This window comes from Campylobacter sp. BCW_6877, from assembly GCF_001762445.1.
In the GTDB taxonomy this organism is placed as follows: Bacteria; Campylobacterota; Campylobacteria; order Campylobacterales; family Campylobacteraceae; genus Campylobacter_D; species Campylobacter_D jejuni.
This window is the reverse complement of record NZ_MJWW01000041.1, coordinates 62947-70672: the sequence shown is the minus strand read 5'-3', so window position 1 is coordinate 70672 and position 7726 is coordinate 62947. Positions and strand designations below refer to the sequence as shown.

The 7726-nt window shown below is 26.5% G+C and carries 7 protein-coding genes and 1 pseudogene; all 8 read left to right on the top strand.

Annotated features, from left to right (window positions below; all coding sequences use genetic code 11):
* Positions 1–34 precede the first annotated feature (34 nt).
* Positions 35–301, top strand: a pseudogene (locus AJ936_RS05835) (glycosyltransferase family 2 protein); the annotation flags it as partial.
* Between the two features lie 2 nt (positions 302–303).
* On the top strand, positions 304–2304 hold the full coding sequence (locus tag AJ936_RS05830) for a hypothetical protein (protein WP_070274194.1): 2001 nt from the start codon (positions 304–306) through the stop codon (positions 2302–2304).
* A gap of 38 nt (positions 2305–2342) precedes the next feature.
* The gene (gene hddA / locus AJ936_RS05825; protein WP_070274193.1) at positions 2343–3368 is read left to right on the top strand and encodes a D-glycero-D-manno-heptose 7-phosphate kinase; all 1026 of its coding nucleotides are present in this window, start codon (positions 2343–2345) and stop codon (positions 3366–3368) included.
* Positions 3356–4558: a class I SAM-dependent methyltransferase gene (locus tag AJ936_RS05820; protein WP_070274192.1), complete on the top strand. Its 1203-nt coding sequence runs from the start codon at positions 3356–3358 to the stop codon at positions 4556–4558. Before hddA ends, AJ936_RS05820 begins: the two co-directional genes overlap by 13 nt.
* 27 nt (positions 4559–4585) lie before the next feature.
* Positions 4586–5182, top strand: a complete 597-nt coding sequence (locus AJ936_RS05815; RefSeq protein ID WP_070274191.1) for an SIS domain-containing protein — start codon at positions 4586–4588, stop codon at positions 5180–5182.
* Positions 5170–5841 (top strand): nucleotidyltransferase family protein, encoded by a 672-nt coding sequence (locus tag AJ936_RS05810; protein ID WP_070274190.1) that lies wholly within the window; start codon positions 5170–5172, stop codon positions 5839–5841. Before AJ936_RS05815 ends, AJ936_RS05810 begins: the two co-directional genes overlap by 13 nt.
* The gene (locus AJ936_RS05805) at positions 5842–6459 is read left to right on the top strand and encodes a hypothetical protein (RefSeq protein ID WP_070274189.1); all 618 of its coding nucleotides are present in this window, start codon (positions 5842–5844) and stop codon (positions 6457–6459) included.
* Positions 6452–7726, top strand: a complete 1275-nt coding sequence (locus AJ936_RS05800) for an HAD hydrolase-like protein (RefSeq protein ID WP_070274188.1) — start codon at positions 6452–6454, stop codon at positions 7724–7726. Before AJ936_RS05805 ends, AJ936_RS05800 begins: the two co-directional genes overlap by 8 nt.

Genomic DNA, 7726 nt, shown 5'->3' with positions numbered 1-7726 from the left:
ATATAAAATTCATAAGAAAAAGAGAGCATTATAGATGAATCAAAATAAAACTGTTGGTATAGTTATTCCAATATATAATGTAGAAAATTATTTAAGAGAATGTATAGAAAGTGTCATAAATCAAACTTATCTTAATCTAGAGATTATTTTAGTAAATGATGGCAGTACAGATAAAAATTCCTTAAATATCGCCAAAGAGTATACTTTAAAAGACGAAAGAATAACTTTATTTCATAAAAAAAATGGAGGATTAAGTAGTGCTAGAAATGTGGGTATAGAATATTTTAGCGGGGAGTATAAATAATGATTCTTAAAGATAAAAACTATGATAAAATAAAAGTAGAATGTATTAAAGAGAATAAAAAAGGATGTTTGATATATTCTTTGAAAGGTAATGTACCTTTTAAAATGGTTAAAATAGTATTAAAAAATAGTGATAAAATAAAGAATATTGATATTGAGATTTCAAAAGATTATTTAAATTGGTTGAAAAGTTATTATATTTGTTATAATAAAAATGAAATTAAAATTTATTTAGAAGAAGATGCTAATTTTTTGAAATTTAATAATGGGGTTTTCTTTTTAAATATCGAGTTTTATGAACAACTAAAACCTATTTTTATGATGCAGTCGCCATGTGGGTGGGGTGATAGAATGATAGCTTTATTAAATGCTATGTATTTATCTAAGAAATTAAATGGTCACTTTGGTTTTACATGGACTAATTTGAAAATATCTAATAGTGATGTATGTGAAATAAATGTATGTGAAGAAAATGAACTATTTGATGATGAATTTATAGAACAACATTCTTACAGTGATGTTTATGAGAGTCCAATCAAATCAGACTTTTTGAGTGATAAATGGATAGATAATATATTTATAGCTAAAGACTTTATCGAAGATTATCTTAAAAAACCGTTTCAATATGATTGGGGGTATTGTACAAATCATTTAATGTTGAATGTGTATATAAAAAATATAAAAGCTGATTATTGTAAAAATTTTCCGGTTTTATGGAGTGAAATACAGTTTAGTAAAGAGGCGAATGAAATATTTGACAAAGTAGAAGTTGTTTGGGAAAAAATAAATAATTTTTCTAAAAATAAAGGTTTTATTGCAATACATGCAAGAAGTGGAGATTCTATTTATAATAGTAGTTTAAATTTGTACAATCATACCGGTCATGTTTATGTATGGCATAAAGCCCTGCCTGTTGAAATATTAATGGAGCTTATAGAGATTTATTCTGCTAATAATATTTTGTTATTTGGCGAAGATATTAAGGTATTAAAATCTCTATGCTTGTTTTATAAAAATTTAAATATTTTTATAGCAAATGATTATATACCAAATGATTATAGGAATAGCTGGAAAGAAGAAATTTTTGATTTGGTTTTAATGTCTAAAATTGATAAAATAATAGGAGGATATTCAGGATTTTCACGTCTTGCAAGTTTGATTGGTAATGGCAAAGAATCAACAGCTTGGATTGATATATTTGATGAAAAGCAGAGACAGCAAATTTTTTTTAAACATTTTGGAAAATTAGATATTCATATAATGCAGCAAGCATATTCCTTAGGTTATATGTATTTTGGAGAAATGAGAATAAGTAAAAATTTTAAATATGCAAAAGAGCTTGTTAAAAAAGCTATTCAGTTGGATCCTGATAAAGAAATTCATAACATAAGTTTAATTTATTGTCATTTAATGCTTAAAGAGTATGATGAAGCAGATAGACACATAGAATATATTTTGCATTTAAGAAGGGATAAATTTTTGTATAGAATTTCGCATTGTATAATAATAAATGAATTAAAGTATAGTGTTTTAAATGATTTGAAAAGCTTGGATTATCCGTATATATCATTTTTATATATTCAATTATTTAAGGATGAAATTTTTAAGCAAGATCGTTTAAACGATATGGTAAATGTTTGTTCATATAATAAGGATGATAGTGCTGTTTTTAGGGTGAAAAATTCTCTATCATATAGGTTGGGTGAGGTTATTATAAAGACAAAAAATATTTCATCTGTAATTAAACTTCCTTTTTTGATCTTAATAATTATATTAGATTACAAAATGCAAAAATTTATTTATAATTATGCAATCCGTAATAATCCTAAATTAAAATTGAAGCCTATTGATTTTTGTTATGACTACAATAGCTCTTTAGTTTTTAAAAATCATTTATCATATAGAATTGGCAATTTATTAGTTAAACATCCTTTTACTTTTATATTGAAGGTGTCTAAAACCTATAAGGATTGGAAGAAGTATCATCATGGAGATAGGTAATAAAAATATATTAATATTTTTAAGGTAAGATAGCACTCATGAAAAGAAAAATTATACGCACACAAGCTCCTCTTCGACTAGGTTTAGCTGGCGGAGGAACTGATATTAATTTATATTGTGATAAATACATAGGTTATGTTTTAAATGCAACTATATCTTTATATATACATTGCACCTTGATCGAAAGAGAAGATGGAAAAATCATTTTTGATTCTTCTGATACAAATTCTTACTCTGAGTATGAAAGTAAAGAATTCTTAGAAAATGATGGAAAATTAGATATTTTTAAAAGTATTTATAATCGCATTGTAAAAGATTTTACAAAAAAACCTTTGAGTTTTTCTTTGCACACTTATTCGGACGTACCAAGTGGTAGTGGATTAGGTGGAAGTTCAACTTTAGTTGTAGGTATTATAAAAGCTTTTACAGAGTGGCTTAATCTTCCTTTAGGGGAATATGAAATCGCTAAGCTTGCTTATGAGATAGAAAGAGAAGATTTAGGCATAGTAGGCGGAGCACAAGATCAATACGCTGCAACTTTTGGGGGATTTAATTTTATGGAATTTTATGATAATAAAAGAGTAATTGTTAATCCTTTGCGTATTAAAAACTGGATAGCTAGTGAGCTTGAAGCTAGAACTGTGCTTTATTTTACAAATATCACAAGAGAAGCAAAAGATATAGAAGAGCATAAAAAAGGAAAGCTTGGAGATGAAAAGTCTTTAGAAGCCATGCATGCCATAAAGCAAGATGCTATAAAGATGAAAGAAGCTTTATTTAAGGCTGATTTTGATACTTTGGCGCAAATTTTAGGCAAGTCTTGGCAGTCAAAAAAAATCATCTCAGAAATCGTTAGCAATGATGAGCTTGAAAGAATTTATAAACTTGCTATAGATAACGGAGCCTATAGTGGCAAAACCAGTGGAGCAGGAGCTGGTGGATTTATGTTTTTCTTCGTAGATCCTACTAAAAAATATAATTTAATCAAAGCTTTAAGAAAAGAACAAGGTTATGTACAAGATTTTTCATTTACTAAAGAGGGGGTTAAATCATGGAGAATATAGAATGTCCTTTATGTTGTTGTTCTAAGCAAAAATATACAATCTTTAAGAGAGATAATGTATTTGCTTCTGTAGCAGTTTTGTGTACATTTGAAATGTCTAAACTTTTTAAAGAGGATTCAAGTATTCAATTATTACAATGTGGTGAATGCGGTTTTATTTTTAATCAAGCTTTTTCATTTGATAATATTGAAAAAGTATATTCTCAAAATAATTTGTATTATCAACAAAAAAATTTTACAAATAGGCTTAGCAAGCATATTTTGTCTATCAGAGATTTTCTTATGAAGTATGGCAATAAAGAAGATATATTTTTAGAGATAGCACCTGGATATGGTGATTTGTTATTTTTATTATCAAAAGAGGTAAAAAAATATTACAGCGTTGATCCATCTGCATCATCGTTAAAATATTGCAAAGCAGAGAATGTAGTGCATATTTGCGAGTTTTTTAATGACGCTATTAAAGCAAAAATAAAAGATAAGATACAATTTATAATTTTTAGACATGTTTTAGAGCATGTTGAAAATCCAAATGTTTTTTTAAAATCTGTTGTTGACATTATTGAAAAAAATGGGTATATTTATATAGAAGTTCCTAATGCCGAAAATATTTTTAGATTTTCTAGATTTACTGATATATACCATGATCATTGCGGCTATTTTCAAAAAGGAACAATTATTAAAATTATGCAATATTATGGGTGTGAGTTGATAGATAGTGTAAATTTTTTTGAAGATAAATATATTGGACTATTATTTAAAAAAAACAATAAACAAAAGAATTGCAAAGAATATTTTACAATGTATGATGAAAATACAAAAAAAAATTTAAATAATAACATAGAATATATCAATAAATTGTTAAGTAAATATGAATGCATAGGGTTGTATGGCGGAGCTTCGCAATCAAATGCTTTATTAAATTATTTAGATATAGATAATAGTAAAAAAATAAAAAAGGCATTTGAGATTGATCGGGATAAAGTCGGAAAATATTTAATAAATTCTAAAATACCAATAGAATTTCCTAGTAAAAAAACATTAAAAGATTTAGATTGCATTGTCATGTGTATGAATATTCATGAAACTTTTGTTTTTCAAAATGAAATCATAAGATTTGTTGAAAATAATAAATTTAGAGGGGATGTTATAAAAATGGCAAATAGTATAGAACTTGTAAAATTTATATAATTTTCCAGAAAGAGTAGTTTTGAAGCAATGGAACTATTTATAAAACAGCACTTTCTTGATTCTATTGATGTGAAAAATAGAATTTTAAAGAATAGTTACATGTTAAAACTTATCGCAAAGACATCCACAATTATATTAAAAGCTTATAAAAATGGCAACAAAACCTTGCTTGCGGGAAACGGCGGTAGTGCGGCAGATGCACAGCATATCGCAGGGGAATTTGTAAGTAGGTTTTATTTTGATAGACCAGGGATTGCAAGCATTGCACTTACTACAGATACTAGCGTATTAACAGCTATTGGCAACGATTATGGTTATGAAAATTTATTTGCTAGACAAGTGCAAGCTCAAGGTGTTAAAGGAGATGTTTTTATAGGAATTTCTACAAGCGGAAATAGTAAAAATATCCTAAAAGCTCTAGAGCTTTGCAAACAAAAAGAAATCATAAGCATAGGCTTAAGCGGAGCTAGTGGTGGGGCCATGAATGAGCTTTGTGATTACTGTATAAAAGTGCCTTCAACTTGTACTCCAAGAATTCAAGAAGCACATATTTTAATAGGGCATATTATTTGTGCTATTGTCGAAGAAGAGCTTTTCGGTAAAGGTTTTTCTTGCAAGCAATAATACTTTGTGGTGGCTTAGGAACAAGACTTAAAAGCGTTGTAAAAGATGTTCCAAAACCTATGGCACCGATAAATGATAAGCCTTTTTTAGAATTTATTCTTGAGCATCTTAAAAAGCAAGGTATAAAAGAAGTAATTTTAGCAGTATCATACAAATATGAAGTGATACAAGAATATTTTAAAGATGAGTTTTTAGGCATAAAAATAAAATACAGCATCGAAAAAGAGCCTTTAGGAACAGGTGGAGCTATAAAAGAGGCTTTGAAATTTATAAAAAATAAAGCTTATGTTTTAAACGGTGATACTTTTTTTGATATAGATTTAAGTAAATTAAAACTAAATGGAAGTAAAATTTGTCTTGCTCTAAAACAAATGAATAATTTTGATAGATATGGCACGGTAAATGTTGATGGGCAAGGTTTTGTGATTTCTTTTGAGGAAAAAATATTCAAAAATCAGGGTTTAATCAATGGTGGAATTTATCTTTTAACTAAAGATATTTTTAATAAATTTGATTTAGAGAAAAAATTTTCTTTTGAAGAGTTTTTACAAGAAAATTATGAAAAACTAAAAGCTAAAGCTCATATTTTAGATGATTATTTTATAGATATTGGTGTACCTGAGGATTATTATAATTTTATGTATAGAGGATTAATATAGATGGTTTTCTTACATCGTCAAAATAATATTTCTAAGAAAATAGAAAATTTTGGTGTAGAGATTGATTTAAGGCGTAATGAACAAGGTTTGGTTTTAAATCATGATTTGCTCGAATCTAATATAAAATATCCGTTATTTACTGAAAAATTAGAATTCTTTGAAAATATACCCATAATTTGCAATATTAAAGAATCAAATTTAGAAGAGCTTGTTATTGATATTTTTAACAATTATGGTAATAATGATGGGGGGGGGTATGAGTATTATTTTTTAGATTCTCAGATTCCTGATATTTTAAGAATTTCAAAAAAAATAAAGGGAAAATTTATTATTCGTGTTTCCGATGTAGAAACACTAAATTGCAAGCTTATTGAATTATCTAAGCCAAGGTATTTATGGGTTGATTATTCTCAATTTGCTGATTTTGATATAAAAGAATATGCCAAGTTTATTAACAATTTGTATAAAAGTATCGATAAAAAAATAGAGCCCATTATAGTATCACCGGAACTTTATAATTTATCTTATACAGTCTTAATACAACAAATTTGTCAAGTTTTGCCAAATGGTTTTTCAGTATGTACAAAAAATCCGGAGCTTTGGGGTTCTTATGTTTAATTTTCAGTATTTAGCTGATAAATATCAACTTATTATGGTGGATATTGACAATACTTTATTTAACTATACTTATGCACATAACAAAGCTTTGCAAAATGTTTTAAAAAAATATAATTTTTCGATGGAAGATTATGAATATGCAAGAATGCAAATTAAAGCTCGAGATTTATCTGTAAATCATCATAAAAAAGAATTATACTTCAAATTAATGTGTGAAGAGAAAAATATACACTTTATTCAAGCTAAAAATATGTTTGAGTTATACATAAAAGAATTTCTCTATAATATTAAAGTTGATAAGACAATGTTTGATTTTTTAGTTTATGCTAAAAGTATTAATAGAAAGATTTTAGCCATTACTAATTTTTATTTTATTGAACAAATTAACAAACTTAATTATGCAAATTTATCTTTAATGCTTGATTTTTTAATTTGCTCAGAAGAATTTGAAGTGGAAAAGCCACATAAAAAATTAATAGATAGAGCTTTTGAATTAGCTAAAATTGACTCAAAAGATAAGGTTGTAATGATAGGAGATTCTATAGCTGATGATCTAGGTATTTATGATATAAAGTATTATCCTTATAATTGTTCAAAATTATTAATTTCTATATCTGGTAAAAGTGGATCTGGAAAATCTACACTTAGCAATGCTATTAAATCGGTTTGTGATTGTATGGTAATTGGTGCTGATGGTTACCATAAATTTGATAGGTATTCTACTATATGGGAGAGAATAACACATTATAATCCAGAGGGGAACAATCTTATTCAATTGGCATTAGATATTAAATGTATATATCAAGATATTCATGATTTATGTATTCCGCTGTATGATCATGTTTCTGGTAATTTTTTGACATCAGATCTGATAAAAACAAAGGATTTGGATATTGTAATTATTGAAGGCTTGCATACTTTATATCAAGAGGTTATTGGTGATTTTGTAAAAATTAAAATTTTTATAGATTCAGATGAGTCTGACAATCAAAAAATACAAAGAGATATAAAAGAACGTGGATATAAATTAGATAAAATTATTAATTCTATCCAAAAGCGAGAAGAAGATTATCTGTATTATTTATATAAACAAAAATATAATGCAAATTTTTTAATTACGATAAGAAATAAGAAATTTAAAATAGAACTTTCAGGTATTTTAAAAAGTGCTAACTTGCAAAATATTTATAAAGGTGAATATCATAATTTAATTGATACTATTAAAGATATAATGTCAAAAATTATAAATAATCGTTGGGTAAAGTGA

What these genes read in the sequence shown, in the direction of transcription:
- AJ936_RS05830 (WP_070274194.1), top strand. Translation starts at nt 304, where the DNA reads ATGATTCTTAAAGATAAAAACTATGATAAAATAAAAGTAGAATGTATT.
- hddA (WP_070274193.1), top strand. Translation starts at nt 2,343, where the DNA reads ATGAAAAGAAAAATTATACGCACACAAGCTCCTCTTCGACTAGGTTTA.
- AJ936_RS05820 (WP_070274192.1), top strand. Translation starts at nt 3,356, where the DNA reads ATGGAGAATATAGAATGTCCTTTATGTTGTTGTTCTAAGCAAAAATAT.
- AJ936_RS05815 (WP_070274191.1), top strand. Translation starts at nt 4,586, where the DNA reads ATGGAACTATTTATAAAACAGCACTTTCTTGATTCTATTGATGTGAAA.
- AJ936_RS05805 (WP_070274189.1), top strand. Translation starts at nt 5,842, where the DNA reads ATGGTTTTCTTACATCGTCAAAATAATATTTCTAAGAAAATAGAAAAT.
- AJ936_RS05800 (WP_070274188.1), top strand. Translation starts at nt 6,452, where the DNA reads ATGTTTAATTTTCAGTATTTAGCTGATAAATATCAACTTATTATGGTG.